Annotated in this window: 19 protein-coding genes; 17 read left to right on the top strand and 2 right to left on the bottom strand. The window is 60.5% G+C overall.

The annotated features are described in order from the left end of the window. Positions 1–32: 32 nt before the first annotated feature. The 13 genes from TL5118_RS10410 (at position 33) to TL5118_RS10350 (ending at position 11,963) form a co-directional block, all read left to right on the top strand. Entirely contained in the window at positions 33–923 is an 891-nt protein-coding gene (locus TL5118_RS10410) for a carbon-nitrogen hydrolase family protein (RefSeq protein WP_058244952.1), read from the top strand. Between the two features lie 83 nt (positions 924–1,006). Beyond that, complete coding sequence (gene infA, locus TL5118_RS10405) at positions 1,007–1,225, top strand: translation initiation factor IF-1 (RefSeq protein ID WP_037209844.1); 219 nt, start codon at positions 1,007–1,009, stop codon at positions 1,223–1,225. Then, on the top strand, positions 1,226–1,801 hold the full coding sequence (locus tag TL5118_RS10400; RefSeq protein ID WP_058244951.1) for a Maf family protein: 576 nt from the start codon (positions 1,226–1,228) through the stop codon (positions 1,799–1,801). After that, positions 1,798–2,820 (top strand): ribonuclease E/G, encoded by a 1,023-nt coding sequence (locus tag TL5118_RS10395; protein WP_058244950.1) that lies wholly within the window; start codon positions 1,798–1,800, stop codon positions 2,818–2,820. Before TL5118_RS10400 ends, TL5118_RS10395 begins: the two co-directional genes overlap by 4 nt. Then, positions 2,820–3,023 (top strand): DNA gyrase inhibitor YacG, encoded by a 204-nt coding sequence (locus TL5118_RS10390; protein ID WP_058244949.1) that lies wholly within the window; start codon positions 2,820–2,822, stop codon positions 3,021–3,023. The genes TL5118_RS10395 and TL5118_RS10390 overlap by 1 nt, the downstream gene beginning before the upstream one ends. 97 nt (positions 3,024–3,120) lie before the next feature. Then, entirely contained in the window at positions 3,121–4,239 is a 1,119-nt protein-coding gene (locus TL5118_RS10385) for an MHYT domain-containing protein (RefSeq protein ID WP_058244948.1), read from the top strand. Positions 4,240–4,606: 367 nt separating this feature from the next. Continuing rightward, positions 4,607–5,473, top strand: a complete 867-nt coding sequence (locus TL5118_RS10380; RefSeq protein ID WP_058244947.1) for an FAD binding domain-containing protein — start codon at positions 4,607–4,609, stop codon at positions 5,471–5,473. A 20-nt stretch (positions 5,474–5,493) separates the two neighbouring features. After that, positions 5,494–5,988, top strand: coding sequence for a (2Fe-2S)-binding protein (locus TL5118_RS10375; RefSeq protein ID WP_058244946.1), 495 nt, complete (start codon positions 5,494–5,496; stop codon positions 5,986–5,988). Further along, entirely contained in the window at positions 5,985–8,414 is a 2,430-nt protein-coding gene (locus TL5118_RS10370; RefSeq protein ID WP_058244945.1) for an aerobic carbon-monoxide dehydrogenase large subunit, read from the top strand. The genes TL5118_RS10375 and TL5118_RS10370 overlap by 4 nt, the downstream gene beginning before the upstream one ends. A gap of 92 nt (positions 8,415–8,506) precedes the next feature. Next, on the top strand, positions 8,507–9,373 hold the full coding sequence (locus TL5118_RS10365) for an AAA family ATPase (protein ID WP_058244944.1): 867 nt from the start codon (positions 8,507–8,509) through the stop codon (positions 9,371–9,373). Continuing rightward, positions 9,373–10,566, top strand: a complete 1,194-nt coding sequence (locus TL5118_RS10360; protein ID WP_058244943.1) for a vWA domain-containing protein — start codon at positions 9,373–9,375, stop codon at positions 10,564–10,566. The genes TL5118_RS10365 and TL5118_RS10360 overlap by 1 nt, the downstream gene beginning before the upstream one ends. A 13-nt stretch (positions 10,567–10,579) precedes the next feature. Further along, positions 10,580–11,485: an XdhC family protein gene (locus tag TL5118_RS10355; protein ID WP_082626413.1), complete on the top strand. Its 906-nt coding sequence runs from the start codon at positions 10,580–10,582 to the stop codon at positions 11,483–11,485. 28 nt (positions 11,486–11,513) lie between these two features. Further along, the gene (locus tag TL5118_RS10350) at positions 11,514–11,963 is read left to right on the top strand and encodes an SRPBCC family protein (RefSeq protein WP_058244942.1); all 450 of its coding nucleotides are present in this window, start codon (positions 11,514–11,516) and stop codon (positions 11,961–11,963) included. Between the two features lie 68 nt (positions 11,964–12,031). Here TL5118_RS10350 and TL5118_RS10345 read toward each other — a convergent pair whose 3' ends face one another. After that, positions 12,032–13,381: an aspartate aminotransferase family protein gene (locus tag TL5118_RS10345; RefSeq protein WP_058244941.1), complete on the bottom strand. Its 1,350-nt coding sequence runs from the start codon at positions 13,379–13,381 to the stop codon at positions 12,032–12,034. Positions 13,382–13,529: 148 nt separating this feature from the next. Between TL5118_RS10345 and TL5118_RS10340 the strand changes: the two genes are divergently transcribed. From TL5118_RS10340 to TL5118_RS10325, 4 genes are all read left to right on the top strand, one after another. Further along, complete coding sequence (locus TL5118_RS10340; RefSeq protein WP_165590041.1) at positions 13,530–14,396, top strand: MurR/RpiR family transcriptional regulator; 867 nt, start codon at positions 13,530–13,532, stop codon at positions 14,394–14,396. Between the two features lie 45 nt (positions 14,397–14,441). After that, positions 14,442–15,410, top strand: coding sequence for a TAXI family TRAP transporter solute-binding subunit (locus TL5118_RS10335; protein ID WP_058244939.1), 969 nt, complete (start codon positions 14,442–14,444; stop codon positions 15,408–15,410). A 109-nt stretch (positions 15,411–15,519) separates the two neighbouring features. Then, positions 15,520–18,135 carry a TRAP transporter permease gene (locus TL5118_RS10330; RefSeq protein ID WP_058244938.1) on the top strand — a complete coding sequence of 872 codons (2,616 nt, stop codon included), beginning with the start codon at positions 15,520–15,522 and terminating at the stop codon, positions 18,133–18,135. Continuing rightward, positions 18,132–18,563, top strand: coding sequence for a universal stress protein (locus TL5118_RS10325; RefSeq protein WP_058244937.1), 432 nt, complete (start codon positions 18,132–18,134; stop codon positions 18,561–18,563). The genes TL5118_RS10330 and TL5118_RS10325 overlap by 4 nt, the downstream gene beginning before the upstream one ends. 62 nt (positions 18,564–18,625) lie before the next feature. Here TL5118_RS10325 and TL5118_RS21530 read toward each other — a convergent pair. Continuing rightward, positions 18,626–18,843, bottom strand: a 218-nt coding sequence (locus TL5118_RS21530) for a hypothetical protein (RefSeq protein ID WP_207383448.1), incomplete at its 5' end; no start/stop codon positions are given.

The following is an 18,843-nucleotide window of genomic DNA, read 5'->3' as shown; positions in this document are numbered from 1 at the left end:
CTCCGGCGCCTAAGACACTAAGGACGAAAGAGATGAGTAGATTTAAAGTTGCCACCGCGGCCTACCCTTTGGGGGTCTTTGACCAGTGGGACGGTTACGCGGCAAAAATCCGGGAATGGGTGGTCGAGGCTGCGGGGCAGGGGTCCGATCTGCTGCTGTTTCCGGAATATGGCGCGTTGGAACTGGCCACACTGGATGGCACCGCGGTTTCCAGCAATGCGGCGTCCTGCCTGCAGGCGACCTCCAACTACGTGCCGCGCTCCAACGAATTGCACAGCGCCTTGGCGCAGGAATTTGGCGTGACCATCGTTGGCGGCTCAGCCCCGGTTCTTGAAAACGGTGTCATGGTCAACCGCGCACCGGTCTTTGGGCCCGAAGGCACGATCAGCTATCAGGATAAGCAGATCATGACCCGGTTCGAACGTGATCCTTGGGCGATCGAAGGGGGCGAACCGCTGCAGATCTTCGACACACCGGTGGGCAAACTGGGCATCCTGACCTGCTATGACAGTGAATTCCCGCTCCTGGGCCGCGCCTTGGTTGAGGCCGGGGCTGAGGTGATCCTGGTGCCTTCCTGCACCGAAGGGCTGGAAGGTTACTGGCGGGTGCGGATCGGTGCCATGTCCCGCGCGCTGGAAGGGCAATGTGTGACGGTCATGGCCTCACTGGTCGGGGATCGCCCCGAGATTTCCGGGATGGAGACCAACACCGGCATGGGCGGCGTCTTTGGCCCCCCGGATGAAGGGTTCCCACCAACCGGCGTGATCGCCGAGGGTACACTGGGTCAGCCGGGCTGGACCTACGGTGAAATTGACCTTGGCAAAGTGCGGGCGGTTCGCGCGGATGGTCATGTTCTCAATGCCAGTCATTGGGGCGAACAGGTCGGTCGTGACGGAAAACCGGACCACATTTTGGTGAAATAGAGATTTCCCCTTGAAAATCTGGTAAAATAAGACCATCTAACGCGCGTCCCGCACTAGGCGGGTCGCCAACCCAAGGAGAGACCATGGCCAAGGAAGAGATGCTCGAATTCCCCGGTGTCGTGAAGGAACTCCTGCCGAATGCGACGTTTCGGGTCGAGCTGGAAAACGGCCATGAGATCATCGCACATACGGCAGGCAAGATGCGCAAAAACCGCATCCGTGTTCTGGCAGGCGACCGGGTTCAGGTCGAAATGACCCCCTACGATCTGACCAAGGGTCGGATCAACTACCGCTTCAAGTAAGTGCGCCTGATCCTCGGGTCAGGTAGCCCACGGCGCAAGGAGCTGTTGGGCCAAATCGGGGTTGTGGCGGATGATATCCGCCCGCCCGATATCGACGAAACCCCCCGAAAATCTGAACAGCCGCGCCCCTATTGCGCGCGTATGGCCCGTGAAAAAGTGCAGGCCGTCACTGCCGATGCGGATGATATCGTGCTGTGCGCTGACACCACCGTGGCCCTGGGCCGTCGCATCTTAGGCAAACCTGCGGATGTGGGCGAAGCGGCTGAGTTCCTGCTGGCCATGTCTGGCCGCCGTCACAGGGTGATCACCGCCGTGGCCGTGCGCCGCGGTGACCGGATCTGGGAAAAAGATGTGGTCACCGATGTGCGGATGAAACGCCTGTCGGATGATGAATTGAACGCCTATCTTGCCACCAATGATTGGCAGGGCAAGGCGGGGGGCTATGGTATTCAGGGGCCAGCTGGTGCGCTGATCCCGTGGATCTCAGGATCATTCACCGCCGTTGTGGGGCTGCCCCTGGCGGAAACAGCTGGTTTGCTGACGGCTGCCGGCTACCCGATGTGGAGGGACACATGAAGGGACGCCAGATCATTCTGGACCATCTGGACGGCCGCGAAGCTGCGGCGCTGATGGTTGATGGCAAGCTGCATGACATTCTGATCGATAGCGATCAGCCGCGTGTAGGCACGGTCTACCGCGCTGTCGCCGATCGCCCGATGAAAGGGCAGGGTGGGCTGTTCCTCAGCACGCCCGACGGGCAGGCCTTTCTGCGTCAGGTCAAAGGGATTTCTCCCGGTGAGCGCCTGCTGGTGCAGGTCACCGGCTATGCCGAAGACGGCAAAGCCCTGCCGGTCACTTATAAGGTTTTGTTCAAAAGCCGCTACGCGATTGTCACGCCGGATGCGCCGGGGCTGAACATCAGCCGCAAGATCCGCGATGACGACCTGCGCGATGTGCTTCTGGGGATTGCGCATGAGGTGATGGGCGAAGAGCCTGAGATGGGTCTGATCCTGCGCTCTTCTTGTGAAGGGGCTGAGGCAGGTGAAATCGCCGAAGACATTATGGCGATGTATGATCTGGCCCAGGCCGTGATGGCCGACCGCACCGGCGACGCCGAAGTGCTGAGCGAAGGCGATGGTCCGCATGGCCAGGCCTGGCGCGAATGGGTTGAGCCAGCAGATATCGTGACCGAAGCAGGCGGCTTTGAAACCCATGGCGTGCTGGACCAGCTGGAGGATGCGCAAACCGCGCGGGTCAAGCTGGAAGGCGGCGCCTATATGTATGTCGAACCCACCCGTGCCATGGTTGCGGTGGATGTGAACACCGGCGGTGATACCTCACCGGCCGCCGGGCTGAAGGCCAATCTGGCCGCTGCCCGTGACCTGCCGCGCCAGTTGCGCCTGCGCGGGTTGGGTGGTCAGATCACCCTGGATCTGGCCCCGATGCCGAAACGGGACCGGCGGACCTTTGAACAGTCGCTGCGGGCTGCGCTGAAGGCGGACACCACCGAAACCGTGATGGCCGGTTGGACGCCGCTGGGGAATTTTGAGCTGCAGCGCAAGCGCGATCGGCTGCCGTTGAAGGATCTGCTGTGATGGCCTGCCCGATCTGTTCAGAAGACAGCAACGCCAAATATCGGCCGTTCTGCTCCAAGCGTTGCGCCGATATTGATCTGGGGCGCTGGCTGAACGGCGGCTATGCCATTCCCTCTGACAACCCAGAGGATGCAGAAGACGTGGCTGAGGCGATGGATGCGGAACTGCGCGCCCAAAACGCCCAACAACAGAAGCCGCACTAGATAAAATTTCTGCAATTTGAAGTTGTTGTGCGCTTCTTCATTTGCGCCAAAAAGAACCCTTTGCTAACCTCCGCCTCGCGCATAGGGAGGCAAAGGCGTGTTGGACTTTACCCACTCATGGTGGCTGGTTGCGGCAAGCTTTGCTGTGGCCTTGATGGCGGGATTCACCGGGCTAACCCTGACCAAGGGCGCCTCGACCTTGCCTGCGGCCCGGCGCAAGATTGCGGTGGCCATGGCGTCCGTCGTGCTGGGCGGTGGCATCTGGTCGATGCACTTCGTGGCGATGCTGGGGCTGCAGCTGCCGATCCTGTTTTACTATGACGCGCTGATCACTTTGGCCTCGGCCTTGGTGGCGATTCTTGTGGTGGGGCTGGCGTTGTTGCTGCTGCATTTTCAGAAACGTCGCCCGCCGGTGATTGTGGCTGCGGGGTGTATCCTTGGTCTGGGTATCGTGGCGATGCACTATATCGGTATGGCGGGCATGCAGCTGTGTCGCCCGGTCTATGGCGTCTTGGACATTGTTATATCAACCGCGGCTTCGCTGGTTTTGTCGACCCTGGCGATCTGGGTGGCCTATGACGCCCGCACCCATCGCAACATCCTGTTGGGAACCGTGTGTTTCGGCCTGGCGGTGGTCAGCATGCACTTCGTTGCCATTGGGTTGACCGAATTCACCACGTCTGAGGCAACCGGCGTTGCCGGACCGGCCTTGGACAATCAGGTGCTGGCCATGGGGGTCACGGTTGCGGTGTTCCTGATCTGCGGGGCGTTTTTGCTAACCGGGATCACCTTTTTCAGCGCCGATGAGGACCTTGCGCCGCCCACCAACCCCGATGTGCCAGAGGTCGCCAGCGCGCCGGAGCCCGCGCCGATAACGGCGCCCAAGGTCGGGGTGCCTTTTGAGCGAGAGGGGCAGACACATTTTGCCCTGCCCGAAACCATTGCGGCCCTGCGCGCCGAGGGGCATTACACCCTGCTTTATGTCGGCGAGGAGAAGCTGTTCTGCCCCTGGTCCATCACCGAAGCGGCAAACCGGCTTGCACCCGCAGGCTTCCTGCGGGTGCATCGATCCTATCTGGTGAACCCCGCCTTCGTGTCCAGCTTTGAGCGCCGCAAGGACAATGGCACCTGCTACTTCGATGAGGTGCCGGCCCTGCCGAAAGTGCCGGTCTCGCGCTCTCGGATGAGCGAAGTGCGCGACGTGCTGGGCGTCTGATCGGGGCGCTTTCTTAACGGATGGTTTCCGGTTTCTCTCCGACGCAGAATAGCGCGATTGGCTGCTTTGCGATGCGCTGACGCCACGTTTGATCCTACTTGTAATCCATGACTTTGCCCCTGCTGAAACTCGCCGTCTGTGGATGCAGTTGGATGCGGTAGTTGCCGTAATTGGGTGCCGCGGTCCCCGCTGAACGCAGCGGCGCTCAACCTGAGCGTGCTGTCTCGCCCTTCGCAACTCGTGCAGACTATTCGCATTTCGTGCAGCGCAACTCGTCAACCGTTTGAGTTTGTTGGCAAACCAACGTCACATTTGAGGTCATCGCCCCGTGTCGCCCGTGAGGACGGGCACAGGGAGGATATGACATATGATACCCAGTGGATTTGAATACCATCGGCCCGCGGACGTTGCCGGGGCATTGTCCATTTTGCAGGAACACGGAGATGACGCGCGGGTGATCGCGGGCGGGCACAGCCTGATCCCGATGATGAAACTGCGCATGGCGGATGTGGATCACCTGATTGATCTGCAAGACATCGACGCCCTCAAAGGCATTTCGATCGGAACCGACGAAGTCACGATCGGTGCAATGGTTACCCAGCATGAGCTGATTGAAAATGACGCGCTTGCGCAGGCCGTGCCGATCATTCGCGAAGCTGCATTGGTGATCGCGGACCCGCAGGTGCGCTACGTTGGCACCATCGGCGGCAATGTGGCGAACGGCGATCCGGGCAATGACATGCCGGGACTGATGCAATGCCTTGATGCGCGCTTTGAACTGGTGGGCCCCGACGGCACCCGTGAGGTTCCGGCGCGTGAGTTTTATGAGGCCGCCTATTTCACCGCCCGTGAGGATGAGGAAATCCTGACCAAGGTGATTATTCCTGTACCCGCCGCAGGGACGGGTCAGGCTTATGAAAAGCAAAAGCGCAAAATCGGTGACTACGCCACCGCAGCGTCGGGTGTGATGATCCAGACCGAAGGCGGTGTCTGCACCGCGGCGTCCATTGCAATGACCAACCTCGCCGATACGCCGATCTGGTGCGAAGCGGCCAGCGACGCGCTGGTGGGCTCCGATCTGGGCGATGTGGCCTGCAAGGCGGCGGTTGCTGCGGCCATCGATGCGATCGAACCCGTGGCCGACAACCGCGGTCCCGTCGAATTCAAGAAACATGTGGCGGGCGTCATTCTGCGCCGGGCCATCGACCGCGCCATTGCGCGCGCGTCCAACTGATCGGGCTGAGGGAGGAACCAATGTCCAAGATGCACGTAAAGCTGAAGGTGAACGGGCGCGAGGTTGAAGGCCTTGCCGAGCCGCGCACCCTGCTGATCCATTTCCTGCGGGAAAATCTGAAAATCACCGGTCCGCATATCGGTTGTGAAACCAGCCACTGCGGCGCTTGCACCGTTGATCTGAATGGCAAGTCGGTCAAATCCTGCACCGTTTTTGTGGCGCAGGCGCAAGAGGCTGAAATCACCACCGTTGAAGGTCTGGCCAATGACGATGGCACCCTTGGTGTCATTCAGGAAATGTTCCGCGAACACCACGGGCTGCAGTGTGGTTTCTGCACACCGGGCATGATCACCCGCGCCCATCGCCTGCTGCAGGAAAACCCCAGCCCAACTGAGGAAGAGGTACGTTTCGGCATGGCTGGCAACCTTTGCCGCTGCACTGGCTACCAGAACATCGTGAAATCGATCATGGCGGCGTCGGATCAGTTGAACGCCCAGAAGGAGGCCGCGGAATGAAGGACGAGGTACAAACCCCCGAAGATCGCGCCGCTGGCCTCAAAGGCATGGGCTGCTCGCGCAAGCGGGTTGAGGACGTGCGCTTCACCCAAGGCAAGGGCAACTACGTCGATGACATCAAGCTGGACGGCATGCTGTTTGGCGATTTTGTCCGCTCGCCCTATGCCCATGCGCGGGTGAAATCGATCAACTCCGAAGAGGCGATGAAAGTGCCCGGCGTGGTTGCCGTGATCACGGCCGCTGATCTGGAACCGCTGGGCCTGCATTGGATGCCGACGCTGGCCGGTGACAAACAGATGGTGCTGGCCGATGGCAAGGTGCTGTTCCAGGGACAAGAAGTGGCCTTTGTTGTGGCTGAGGACCGCTATGCGGCCGCCGACGCTGTGGAACTGGTTGAGGTCGAATACGAAGAGCTGCCGGTGATCGTCGATCCGTTTGAAGCGCTGAAATCCGATGTGGTGCTGCGCGAAGACACGGTAGATGAAAACGGCAAGGCCACCGATGGCGCCCACGGTCCGCGCAACCACCCCAACCACATCTTCACCTGGGAAGCCGGGGAAGAGGCGGAAACCAACGCCGTGATCGACAGCGCCGAAGTGGTGGCGGAAGAGACGATGTATTACCACCGCACCCACCCGTGCCCGCTGGAAACCTGCGGCTCGGTGGCATCGATGGATAAGGTCACCGGCAAGCTGACGCTCTGGGGCACGTTCCAGGCACCGCATGCGATCCGCACCGTGGTCTCACTGATCTCGGGCATTGCGGAACACAACATCCGTGTGATTTCCCCCGACATCGGCGGTGGCTTCGGCAACAAGGTGGGCGCTTATTCGGGCTATGTCTGCTCGGTCGTGGCCTCCATCGTGACGGGCCGCCCGGTGAAATGGATCGAAGACCGGATGGAAAACCTGATGACCACGGCCTTTGCCCGTGATTATTGGATGAAGGGCAAGATCTCGGCCACCAAAGAGGGCAAGATCACCGGCCTGCATTGTCATGTGACGGCAGACCACGGCGGCTTTGACGCCTGCGCTGACCCGACCAAATTCCCGGCCGGTTTCATGAACATCTGCACCGGGTCTTATGACATCCCAACCGCCTATCTGGCCGTGGATGGTGTTTACACCAACAAGGCACCGGGCGGGGTCAGCTATCGCTGTTCCTTCCGCGTGACAGAGGCGGTGTATTTCATCGAACGGATGATTGAGGTGCTGGCGATCAAGTTGAACATGGACGCGGCCGAACTGCGCCGGATCAACTTCATCAAGAAGGAACAGTTCCCTTATCAGTCTGCGCTGGGCTGGGAATATGACTCGGGCGATTATCACACAGCCTGGGACAAGGCGATGAAGGCGGTGGACTATGACGGTCTGCGGGCTGAACAGGCGCAACGGGTTGAGGATTTCAAAGCCGGCAAAACCCGCAGCCTGATGGGCATCGGCCTCAGCTTCTTTACCGAGATTGTTGGCGCGGGTCCGGTCAAGAACTGTGACATCCTTGGCCTTGGCATGTTCGACAGCTGTGAGATCCGCATTCACCCCACCGGTTCGGCGATTGCCCGTCTGGGCACGATCAGCCAGGGGCAGGGCCACGCGACGACCTTCAGCCAGATCATCGCCTCGGAAATCGGTATTCCGGCCGATGATATCACGCTGGAGGAAGGCGATACCGACACTGCGCCCTATGGTCTGGGCACCTATGGATCGCGTTCGACCCCTGTGGCCGGTGCGGCCACTGCGATGGCGGCGCGTAAGATCCGCGCCAAGGCGCAGATGATCGCGGCCTATCTGCTGGAAGTGCATGACGACGACGTTGAGTTCGACGTGGATCGTTTTGTGGTCAAGGGCGCGCCGGAACGGTTCAAGACGATGAAGGAAATTGCCTTCGCCGCCTATAACCAGGCGATCCCCGGCATTGAGCCCGGTCTGGAAGCGGTCAGCTACTATGATCCGCCCAATATGACCTACCCCTTCGGCGCCTATGTCTGTGTGATGGACATCGACGTGGACACAGGGGTGCCGGACATCCGCCGCTTCTATGCGCTGGATGACTGTGGCACGCGGATCAACCCGATGATCATCGAAGGACAGGTGCATGGCGGTCTGACCGAAGCGCTGGCCGTCGCCCTGGGTCAGGAAATTGCCTATGACGAAATGGGCAATGTGAAGACCGGCACGCTGATGGACTTCTTCCTGCCGACAGCATGGGAAGTGCCGAACTATGAAACCGACTACACCGTCACCCCCAGCCCGCATCACCCGATCGGCGCCAAGGGTGTGGGCGAAAGCCCGCATGTGGGCGGTGTGCCCTGTTTCTCCAACGCGGTGCAGGATGCATTCCGGGCCTTTGGTCTGACCCATACCAACATGCCGCATGACCATTGGCGGATCTGGAAAACCGCCAACGATCTGGGACTGCACGACTGAGTGCTCCCTGACTGAAGGAGGGCCGGAAGGGGCTTTTACCCCCTCCGGCGACCTCAGCGTATTTTTAGCAAGATGAAAGAGAGTGTCGGGACGTGACGCATCTGGAATTGCAACAACAGCTGGCCGCGACGGGCTATGTCGCGGATGACAGCCTAGCCATGGCGCTGTCGCTGGGGCTGAACCTTGGCCGGCCGGTCTTGCTGGAAGGGCCCGCAGGCGTGGGCAAAACCGAAGTGGCCAAGGCTTTGGCGACGGTGCAGGGCACCGAGTTGATCCGGCTGCAGTGTTATGAAGGGCTGGATGCCAGCCACGCGATTTATGAATGGAACTACCAACGGCAACTGCTGTCAATCCGCGCCGCTGAGGCACAGGGCGGCGTCACGGAACGGGCGCTCTTTGGCGAAGACTATCTGCTGAAACGGCCTTTGCTACGCGCGATCACCGCTGAGACGGCGCCGGTCTTGTTGATCGATGAAATCGACCGCGCGGATGAAGAGTTTGAGGCCTACCTGTTGGAGATCCTGTCGGATTTTCAGATCACCATCCCTGAGATGGGAACCATCACGGCGCAGCATCGTCCGGTGGTGATCCTGACGGCAAATGGCACCCGCGATCTAAGCGACGCGCTGCGCCGGCGCTGCCTTTACAGCTATCTGGGCTTTCCGGATCTGGAAAGCGAATTGGCCATCCTGCACGCCCGTCATCCCGGGCTGGAGGCGAGACTGGCGCGCCAGATCGTCAGCGTGGTGCAGGCGCTGCGCAAAGAAGAGTTGGAAAAAAGCCCCGGCGTGGCGGAAATGCTGGATTGGGCTGCAGCGCTGGCCGGTCTGGGGGTCAATGACCTGAGTGAGGCCCGCGATCAGTTGCAGGCCACTATGGTGTGTCTGCTGAAAACCGCGGCGGACCGCGATGCGGCGCCGCAGGTGTGGCTGGATCAGGTGATCGGAAAGGTTGCCTGATGATGATCACCCGTTTCCCAACCCGCGCCTCTGGACCTGCCGAGCGATTGGCGGGCTTCATGGCGCATTTGCGGGGCAACGGGTTCACGCTGGGCCCGCAAGAAACCGCGCAGGCGCTGGAGGCGCTGCATCAGGTTGATGTTCGTGATGTGTTTCAGGTGCGCCTGGCGCTGCGGGCCATGCTGGTGCCGGATGCGGAAGGGTGGCGCCGCTTTGATGATCTGTTTGACGCCTATTGGTTCAATGCCGGCAAACAGAAGATGGGGCAGGCCAAATCGGATCATGTGAAGGTTCAGGCGCAAAAGCCGATGCTGTGGCAGGACCATTTTGGCGAAACCCGCGATGGGACCGAAGGCGTTGAGGATACGCCGATGACGGCGGACCCCGAAGGGGAGGATGAGGCCGAAGGCACCGACGGCCAGTTGATCGCCACCCGTCAGGACAATCTCAGCAAACGTGACTTGCGTGAGCTGATGGACGAAGACAGCCTGCGCCGCGCCGAAGAGGCCGCGGAACGCCTGGGCAAGGCGCTGCGGGACAAACGTTCGCGGCGGCGCAAACAGGCGCGCAAAGGCCCGGCGCTGGACCTGCGGCGGATCTTGCGCGGCTCGCTGGCGTCTGGCGGCGATCCGCTGCGGCTGTTTCACCGCAAACGCCCGTTGCGGCCCCTGCGTGTGGTTGCGCTATGCGATGTCAGCGGATCGATGACGGTCTATGCAAGGGTGTTTCTGGCCTTCCTCAAAGGGCTGATTGGGTCTGACACTCAGGCTGAGGCCTATCTGTTTCACACCCGACTTTTGCGCGTGACCGATACGCTGCGCGACCATGACAGCCTGCGCGCCGCTGGCCGCTTGTCGCTGATGGCCGAGGGTTTTGGTGGCGGTACCGATATTTCGGGTTGTTTGCGCAGCTTCCTACAGCATCACGCGGGGCGGGTGCTCAACGGGCGCACCGTCGTTTTGATCCTGTCTGATGGTTACTGCACCTCATCGCCGCAGGATCTGGGATCGGTTCTGGCGCGGATCAAACGGCGGTCGCGCCGGATCGTCTGGCTGAACCCCTTGAAGGGCTGGCAGGGCTACGAACCTGTGGCCGCCGCCATGCAAGAGGCCTTGCCGCATCTGGATGCGCATCTGCCTGCCAATACAATCGAGGCGCTGGCCGCCTTGGAACCCGAATTTGCCCGGCTCTGAAGGAGGAGTGGAGATGGCTGATCTGGATATTTTTGACCACATTGAGGGGCTGCGCACCCGGGGCACACCGTTTTGCGTGGCCACCGTATTGCGCACCGCTGATGTGACCTCGGCCAAGGCGGGGGCCAAGGCGGCGGTCACCTCAGCCGGTGACATTCTGGGCCATCTGGGCGGGGCCTGCGTGCAACGTGCGGTGATCGCCTCCGCCGAGGAGGCGCTGCGCGAAGGCGGGCCGCGGATGATCCGGGTGAAACCCTCGGAAAAAGTGGTCAGCCTCGTTGATGAAGACGGGGTACAACTGTTCAAAAGCGGCTGTCCTTCAGGTGGCACGGTGGATCTGCTGATCGAGCCGTTCCAACTGGCGCCGCAACTGGTGATATTTGGCGACGGGCCTATCGCGCAGGCTTTGGCAGCCCATGCCGAACTGGCTGGGTTCCGAGTGCGCGCAACCCTGTCGGGGGATGATCCGGCGGCTGCTGCTACGGAATTGCAGGCGCGGGACTTTGTTGTTGTCGCCTCACAAGGGCGCGGTGATGCGCTGGCGCTGAAGGCCGCGCTGACCAGCGATGCCGCGCGGGTGTCCATGGTTGCCAGCCGCAAAAAGGCCGGCCACCTGACCGCAAAGCTGACCAAAGACGGCGTCACTCAAGCGCAGATCGCCCGGCTGAAATCGCCTGCCGGTTTGGACATTGGCGCGGTGGATCCGCATGAGATTGCGCTGTCGATCCTGGCGGAAATCATCACCTGGCGCGCGGCCACCAAACATCCGCGCCAGATCGGTGGCCCGGATGGCGAAACCACTGACCCTGCGGAGGGCGAGAGGAGCGGCACGCCAGCATCCTCCCCCGCCGCCGCGACCCCACAAGCAACAGACCGCGCTACCCAAATCGCCTTGCAGGTGTTCCCGCGCTGCTGTTGAACAGATTGACGAAAGAAGGATGAGTTAAATGGAACTGAGCGACGAAATCCGCATCTCCGCCCCTCGTGACGTGGTTTATGCCGCGCTGAATGATCCGGAGGTGCTGCAAGAGTGCATTCCCGGCTGTGAGGAGTTGATCCAGCATTCTCCGGAGGAGCTGGAAGCCAAGGTTGTGCTGAAAATCGGCCCGGTGAAGGCCAAGTTTTCAGGCGCGGTGACGCTGGACAATTCAAACGCGCCCGGCGCCTTCAGCCTGACCGGCGAAGGCAAAGGTGGCGCAGCGGGTTTTGCCAAAGGCGGCGCGGATGTGACGCTGGCCGATGAGGGCGAAGAAACCGTGCTGACCTATGTGGCCAAGGTGGAAATGGGCGGCAAGATTGCCCAGCTGGGCAGCCGCTTGATCCAAGGCACCGCCAAGAAACTGTCGGCGAAATTTTTCCAAAGCTTTGCGGATAAGGTTTCGGAAACCGCCGCTTAAGGGGCGTTTCACGCCGAACAGAAAGGCCAGCCCGTGCGGCTGGCCTTTTGCGTTTCGGGGGTATCAGATCAGCCGGGCAGGGCGGCGCGCAGGGCGATGTCCAGCTTATCCACCACTTCGCCAATCTGATCCTCGGTCATGATAAACGGCGGCGCCAGCAGGATATGCGCGCCGGTCTTGCCATCTATTGTGCCACCCATCGGGTAACACAGCAGACCCGCCTCAAAGGCGGCGGCTTTGATTTTCTTCGGCAGGGCAAGATCCGGGGCAAAGGGCGCTTTGCTGGCACGGTCCGCCACCAGCTCCAGCCCACGGAACAGGCCGCGGCCGCGAATGTCGCCAATATGGGGGTGCTGGCCAAAACGCTCCTGCAACGCGGTGTTCAGCGTCTCCCCCATCACGGCGGCGCGTTTGACCAATCCGCCCTCGGTCAGTTTGCGGAGTACCGCGCGGCTGGCGGCGGCGGCCACTGGATGGCCCAGATAGGTGTGGCCATGCTGGAAGAAGCCGGTGCCCTCTTCGATGGCCTGATAGATCTGTTTCGTACACAGCATGGCGCCAATCGGTTGATAGCCTGCGCCCAGCCCCTTGGCGATGGCGGTGATATCAGGCGCGACGCCCTCCTGTTCGCAGGCAAACAGCGTTCCGGTCCGCCCCATGCCGCACATCACCTCATCCAGGATCAGCAGGACGCCATGTTGATCGCAGATCTCGCGCACCCGTTTGAAGTACCCCTCAACCGGCGGCACTGCGCCGGCGGTGGCTCCGACCACAGGTTCCGCGACAAAGGCCATGACCGTGTCCGGCCCCAGACGCTGAATTTCCGCTTCCAGTTCGTTGGCAACGCGTTGACCGTAGTCAAAGGCACTCTCGCCCTCTGCGCGGCCGCGATATTCGTAGCAGGGGCTGATGTGGGTTGTTTCAATCAGCAGCGGGGCAAATTGTTCGCGCCGCCACATGTTGCCGCCAACCGAAAGAACCCCCAGCGTGTTGCCGTGATAACTCTGGCGGCGGGCGATGACATGGCGCCGCTGCGGCTGGCCAATTTCGGTGAAATACTGCCGCGCCAGTTTCAGCGCTGATTCCATCGCCTCTGAGCCGCCCGAAACAAAATAGACCCGATCCAGCCCTTTCGGGGCGTGATTGATCAGCAGATCCGCCAGCTCTTCGGCGGGGTCTGAACTGAAGAAACTGGTGTGGGCATAGGCCAAAGTGGCGGTCTGGTCCTGCACTGCTGCGATCACATCAGGGTCGGAATGCCCAAGGCAGGACACCGCCGCGCCGCCGGAGCCATCGAAGTATTGTTTCCCATCCTTATCAAGAATATAGCACCCGTCCCCGCGGGCCGCCCGTGGGGGAATCACTTGGGTGTGACGGGGAAAGATATGGGAGGTGTTTGCAAATGTGGATGCAGCCATGGTGCCGCCCTTTCAGCCTGAGACAGCAAAAACAAAGAAAGTCGAATCGTCGCCTGACACGGCGTGACTTGTGGGAGGTGAAACATATGTTTCATTTCTTGACAAGAAAAAATACAAATGAAAAGTTGCGATGAAACAGGGGGGATTCGTGACGCAATTGACATCCATCGAAGATCGGATTGCATCCAGATACAGTGACCTGAGCGCCCAGTTGCGGCGCGCAGCCGATTATGTTGCGTCCAACCCTATTGATGTCGCCTCGCGGTCGTTGCGCGCGATCTCGGCCTCCTCCGGTCTGCCGCCTGCCACCTATTCCCGGCTGGCCCGCGCGCTGGAATTCGACAGCTATGAAGAAATCCGCGAACTGTGCCGGCAGGCTGTTGGTCAGCGCGTCGAGAGCTTTTCGGAAAAGGCGGCGAAGCTGGGGCAGGGGGACGCTACCACCGCATCGATCATCCAGCGCCAGTCTGAGGCGGTGATCGCCAATATCCAGCAGCTGAACGCCCAGCTGGACCCAGATCGGGTGGAGGCCGCGGCCGAAGCCTTGGGTCAGGCGCGCCGGGTGGTTCTGTTTGGCGCCTATGGCTCCACCGGGATTGTCGAATACCTCGCCTACCTTGCCCATTACTGCATGACCAACTGGGTTCTGGCCGGGCGCATGGGGGCCTCACTGGGGGCGGCAATGGTGGATATGGGGCCGCAGGATGCGCTGCTGATTGTGACCAAATCCCCCTATGCCCGCCGCGCCATTGCGGCGGCCCAGATGGCGCAGGATCAAGGAGCGCGTACGATCATCATCACGGATAATCATACGTGTCCGGCATTGAAATTCGCGGATTTTCCGTTCATCGTGCCCTCTGAGAGCCCGCAATTTTTTTCATCATATACAGCTACACTCGCTCTCCTCGAAAGTCTCATGGCAGTTCTTGTGTCCCGCGATCCGCAGGCGACCAGCCACCGCATTAGAGAGGTTGAGCAACGAAATGGCGGACTGGGTGAATTCTGGTCCGGCTGACACCCGAAGATCCTAAACTTGAAACATCAAATCAGGGAGAAAGAGATGTTTTCCAACTTCAAACTCGGCGCATTTGCGCTGGCTGCTACCGTGGCGACTGCCCCTTTCGCAATGGCGGAAGAGTTCATCACCATCGGCACCGGCGGCGTGACCGGCGTTTACTACCCGACCGGTGGCGCAATCTGCCGTCTGGTGAACAAAGGCCGTAAAGAGCACGGCATCCGCTGCTCGGTCGAGTCGACCGGTGGTTCGGTTTACAACATCAACACCATCCGCGAAGGCGAGCTGGAGTTTGGTGTTGCTCAGTCCGACTGGCAGTACCACGCCTATAACGGTACCTCGAAATTCGAAGACGCTGGCGCCTTCGAAGGCCTGCGCGCTGTATTCTCGGTTCACCCCGAGCCCTTCACCGTTGTGGCCCGTGCCGACGCAGGCATCAAAACCTTTGACGATCTGGCTGGCAAGCGTGTGAACATCGGCAACCCCGGTTCCGGTCAGCGCGGCACTATGGAAGTGCTGATGGAAGCCAAGGGCTGGGGCATGGACGCCTTTGAACTGGCGACCGAGCTGAAAGCGGCTGAACAGTCGGCAGCCCTGTGTGACAACCAGATCGACGCCATGGTTTACACCGTTGGCCACCCGTCCGGTTCGATCCAGGAAGCCACCACTGCCTGTGACTCGGTTCTGGTTGAAGTGTCGGGCGAAGCCGTTGACGGCCTGATCGCTGACAACAGCTTCTACCGCACCGCCACCATCCCGGGCGGCATGTACCGCGGCAACGACGGTGACACCGCCACCTTTGGTGTGGGCGCAACCTTCGTGACCTCGGCCGATGTTTCGGACGAAGCGGTTTACACTGTTGTGAAGTCGGTGATGGACAACATCGAAGACTTCAAAAAGCTGCACCCGGCCTTTGCAAACCTGGACCCGCAGACCATGGCAACCGCCGGTCTGTCGGCACCGCTGCATGACGGTGCTGCCAAGTACTACAAAGAAATGGGCTGGATCGAATAATCGATCTTAACCTTCCGGCGGCTGGCTCACCCCAGCCGCCGGTTTTCCATTTGTGAATAAGATAAACAGGCATAGATGCCGGGGGGACATCCGGCAGGGGGAGGGATGCATGGCCAAGCCAAAGACAGAGGGCCGCGCGCTCAGCGAAGAAGAACTACAGGAACTGGTTGCCGCCAGTGACGCAGGCGGGCGAAATCCCGTAGGCGCCGTGGCAACCTTCATGGCAGCGATTGCGCTGTTATGGTCGGTCTTTCAGGTCACCTTGGCCTCGCCTCTGGCAAATTACATCCTGCCCGGCGATTTGATTAACAACTCGCGCCAGATCCATCTGGCCTTTGCAATTTTCCTGGCCTTTCTGGCCTATCCGGCCTTGGCGACCAGCCCGCGCAAGCGGATCCCGATCCAGGATTGGGTGATGGCCGGCGTCGGCGCATTCATCGCGCTATATGGCTATTTCTTCTACGACAAGATCGTGAACTCGGGCGGATTGGCCGATGACACCGATAAATGGGTGGCGCTGGTTGGCCTGATCCTGCTGTTTGAGGCCGCGCGTCGTGCATTGGGCCCGGCCATGGCGATCATCGCGACGATCTTCCTCGGCTATGTTTTCTTCGGCTCCTCCGACTGGGTGCCCGAAGTCATCCGCTGGAAAGGTGCTTCGCTCAAGAAAGCGATGAGCCACATGTGGATCACCTCCGAAGGTGTGTTTGGCATCGCGCTGGGCGTTTCGACCAAGTTTGTCTTCCTCTTCGTGCTCTTCGGCGCACTGTTGGAGAAGGCAGGCGCAGGCAACTACTTCATCAAGATGGCCTTCGGCGCCCTCGGTCACCTGCGTGGTGGCCCGGCTAAGGCGGCTGTTGTTGGCTCCGCCGCAACCGGCCTGATCTCGGGCTCATCGATTGCGAACGTTGTGACCACCGGCACCTTCACCATTCCGCTGATGAAACGTGTGGGCTTCTCCAGTGAGAAGGCCGGCGCGGTTGAGGTTGCCTCGTCGGTGAACGGGCAGATCATGCCACCGGTGATGGGGGCCGCGGCCTTCCTGATGGTGGAATATGTCGGCATTTCCTATGTCGAGGTGATCACCCACGCCTTCCTGCCGGCGGTCATCTCTTACATGGCGCTGGTTTACATCGTGCACCTGGAAGCAGTGAAACGGAACCTGCCCACCTTGGGCGACCGCGTTGTTTCGCTGTCGCGCACCATTTTCGGCATGTTCCTGTTCTTCGCGGGCTTTGCTGGTCTGTGTTACGGCGTGCAGTTTCCGGTGAAAGCAATCGTCGCCATGGTGCCGGGTGGATCGGGTCTGATCCTGTCCGCACTGGTGTTTGTTGCCTATGTGATCCTGCTGTGGCTGGCAGCTTCGGTTCCTGATCTGGAACCGGATGATCCCAACGCCAAAGATGTGCAGCTGCCCGTCGTGGGTGAGATCTACAAAGCGGGTCTTTATTACCTGCTGCCGATCATCGTGCTGGTCTACTTCCTGATGATCGAACAGAAGTCGCCGGGCCTGTCGGCATTCTGGGCGACGGCACTGTTGTTTGTCATCCTGCTGACCCAACGCCCGCTGAAGGCCATGTTCCGTGGCGAGGGTGACCTGCCCGCCGCCTTCAAGTTCGGCGTTGGCGATCTGGCACAGGGCATGATCGATGGCGCGCGCAACATGATCGGCATCGGTCTGGCCACGGCCACTGCTGGTGTGATCGTTGGCACAGTAACGCTGACCGGTGTGGGCCAGGTGATGGCAGATCTGGTGGAGTTCCTCTCGGGCGGTAACCTGATCCTGATGCTGGTGATGGTGGGGCTGTTGTCCCTCATCCTTGGTATGGGCCTGCCGACCACTGCGAACTACATCGTTGTCAGCTCGCTGATGGCGGGCGTGGTTGTGGAACTGGGCGCAAACTCGGGCCTGATCGTTCCGCTGATCGCGGTGCACCTCTTTGTGTTCTATTTCGGCATCATGGCGGACGTGACCCCGCCTGTGGGTCTGGCAAGCTTTGCCGCGGCGGCCGTTTCGGGTGGCGATGCCATTCGCACCGGGTTCACCGCCTTCTTCTATAGCCTGCGGACCGTGGCACTGCCCTTTGTCTTCATCTTCAACACCGACCTGTTGTTGATTGATGTGACCTTGGTGGAGGGTATCATCGTCTTCATTGTGGCGTCTGTGGCAATCCTGATCTTCACCGCAGGCACCATGGGCTGGTTTGTGACCAAGAACACCATCATCGAAAGCGTGCTGCTGATCCTGATCGCCTTTGCGCTGTTCCGCCCGGGCTTCCTGATAGATCGCATCCAGCCTCCGTTTGAGGTCTCAGCCCCAGCACAGCTGGTTGAGGTCATGGGCAAGGCGCCGGAAGGCACGGAACTGCGGGTGGTTGTCTCCGGTCCTGACTTCGACACAGGTGAGGTCAAGGAAACCACCATCGTTCTGCCTGCAACCGGTGCCGCTGATGGTGAGGCCCGTCTGGCCGCCTTGGGTCTGACCACGATCCCAGAGGGTGACGTGCTTCTGTTGGAGGAGCCTTTCCCGGGCACCCCCTATTTTGAGACGATGTCGAACTTTGACTTCTATGGCGATGCCCCGATGCAGGTCACTTCGGTGGCTGCTCCGGCGGATCAATTGCCGAAGGAGTTGATGTATATCCCGGCGCTGCTGCTGCTTGCTGGCATCGCCTTCCTGCAACGCGGCCGTGCCGCCCGTCAGCCCAAGGAGGTTCAGGCATGAGCAGTGCAATCCTTTGTGCCATCGACATGAGTGAACACAGCCCGGACAAACGGGTGCTGGAAGAGGCGGCCAAGCTGGCCCGCCTTGATGGCGCCCAATTGGATGTCATCACCGTGGTGCCCGACTTTGGCGCCGGGGAGATCCCGGACTTTTTCCCAAAGAACTATCACGCCAAAGCCGTGGAGGAGACCGTGTCGCGTCTGAAGGCTTTTGTGAAATCGGTTCTGGGGGAAGAGCTGCCGTTCAAGGTCCGCCATGAGGTGGCCACCGGCAAGGTCTACCAGGAGGTGCTGCATGCGGCCGAACTGGCTGGCAGCGATCTGATCGTGATCGGCTCGCACCGCCCCACGGCACGGGACTACCTCTTGGGCACCAACGCCGCCAAAGTGGTCCGCCACGCCGAGGTGTCGGTCTACGTGGTGCGCTAAAGGCGACTCGGACCGGCGTGAAAACCGAGTCACTTGAGTGAATCAAAAGGGCGGCTGAGCAATCAGCCGCCCTTTTTGCCGGAAATCGCACGCAAATGGCGAGTGTAGCCCCTTGATACACCCCCGAATAAGCGATTTGCCAAAGCGACTCGTGGGGGATTCCCGGTGACGGGGCAGGGATTCTGGAGTTTTGATTGTGGAAATGCAGGCGCATGGCCATTCCTTCTCTTTCTTTCTCCTTCTATGTTATTGAATTCATTTATTTTTTGATCTTTTTTGT

The organism is Thalassovita autumnalis (genome assembly GCF_001458255.1).
GTDB lineage: Bacteria > Pseudomonadota > Alphaproteobacteria > Rhodobacterales > Rhodobacteraceae > Thalassobius > Thalassobius autumnalis.
Note: the sequence above shows the minus strand (reverse complement) of the source record. Positions and strands in the feature narration are given on the sequence as shown.

What these genes read in the sequence shown, in the direction of transcription:
- TL5118_RS10410 (WP_058244952.1), top strand. Translation starts at nt 33, where the DNA reads ATGAGTAGATTTAAAGTTGCCACCGCGGCCTACCCTTTGGGGGTCTTT.
- TL5118_RS10350 (WP_058244942.1), top strand. Translation starts at nt 11,514, where the DNA reads ATGGAACTGAGCGACGAAATCCGCATCTCCGCCCCTCGTGACGTGGTT.
- infA (WP_037209844.1), top strand. Translation starts at nt 1,007, where the DNA reads ATGGCCAAGGAAGAGATGCTCGAATTCCCCGGTGTCGTGAAGGAACTC.
- TL5118_RS10375 (WP_058244946.1), top strand. Translation starts at nt 5,494, where the DNA reads ATGTCCAAGATGCACGTAAAGCTGAAGGTGAACGGGCGCGAGGTTGAA.
- TL5118_RS10380 (WP_058244947.1), top strand. Translation starts at nt 4,607, where the DNA reads ATGATACCCAGTGGATTTGAATACCATCGGCCCGCGGACGTTGCCGGG.
- TL5118_RS10325 (WP_058244937.1), top strand. Translation starts at nt 18,132, where the DNA reads ATGAGCAGTGCAATCCTTTGTGCCATCGACATGAGTGAACACAGCCCG.
- TL5118_RS10395 (WP_058244950.1), top strand. Translation starts at nt 1,798, where the DNA reads ATGAAGGGACGCCAGATCATTCTGGACCATCTGGACGGCCGCGAAGCT.
- TL5118_RS10360 (WP_058244943.1), top strand. Translation starts at nt 9,373, where the DNA reads ATGATGATCACCCGTTTCCCAACCCGCGCCTCTGGACCTGCCGAGCGA.
- TL5118_RS10370 (WP_058244945.1), top strand. Translation starts at nt 5,985, where the DNA reads ATGAAGGACGAGGTACAAACCCCCGAAGATCGCGCCGCTGGCCTCAAA.
- TL5118_RS10345 (WP_058244941.1), bottom strand. Translation starts at nt 13,381, where the DNA reads ATGGCTGCATCCACATTTGCAAACACCTCCCATATCTTTCCCCGTCAC.
- TL5118_RS10390 (WP_058244949.1), top strand. Translation starts at nt 2,820, where the DNA reads ATGGCCTGCCCGATCTGTTCAGAAGACAGCAACGCCAAATATCGGCCG.
- TL5118_RS10330 (WP_058244938.1), top strand. Translation starts at nt 15,520, where the DNA reads ATGGCCAAGCCAAAGACAGAGGGCCGCGCGCTCAGCGAAGAAGAACTA.
- TL5118_RS10355 (WP_082626413.1), top strand. Translation starts at nt 10,580, where the DNA reads ATGGCTGATCTGGATATTTTTGACCACATTGAGGGGCTGCGCACCCGG.
- TL5118_RS10335 (WP_058244939.1), top strand. Translation starts at nt 14,442, where the DNA reads ATGTTTTCCAACTTCAAACTCGGCGCATTTGCGCTGGCTGCTACCGTG.